General features: G+C 32.6%; 1 protein-coding gene. It reads right to left on the minus strand.

From position 1 onward, the window contains the following. Positions 1 to 267 (minus strand): RhuM family protein (gene rhuM, locus WG67_RS08060; RefSeq protein WP_458694996.1); only part of this gene is annotated, 267 nt, incomplete at both ends.

Raw genomic sequence — 267 nt, forward strand, 5'->3', positions numbered from 1 at the left:
CATTGAAGTAGTCTTTGCCAAACTTTTTCCCGTTTTTTAGTCGTTCACTATCTAAAGCAAATCCTTTGATAATAAAATCCTTCAAAACTTTTGTAGCCCATACTCTGAATAATGTTGCTTTTTTAGAATTAACTCGATAACCAACAGCTATAATTGTATCTAAATTGTAAAGTTGTGTTGGGTAATTTTTACCGTCTGCAGCGGTTACCTCAAAAGTGGAAACAACTTCTTTTTCCTGTAATTCACCAGATTCAAATATGTTCTTGA

Source organism: Wolbachia endosymbiont of Drosophila incompta (assembly GCF_001758565.1).
GTDB classification, from domain to species: Bacteria; Pseudomonadota; Alphaproteobacteria; order Rickettsiales; family Anaplasmataceae; genus Wolbachia; species Wolbachia pipientis.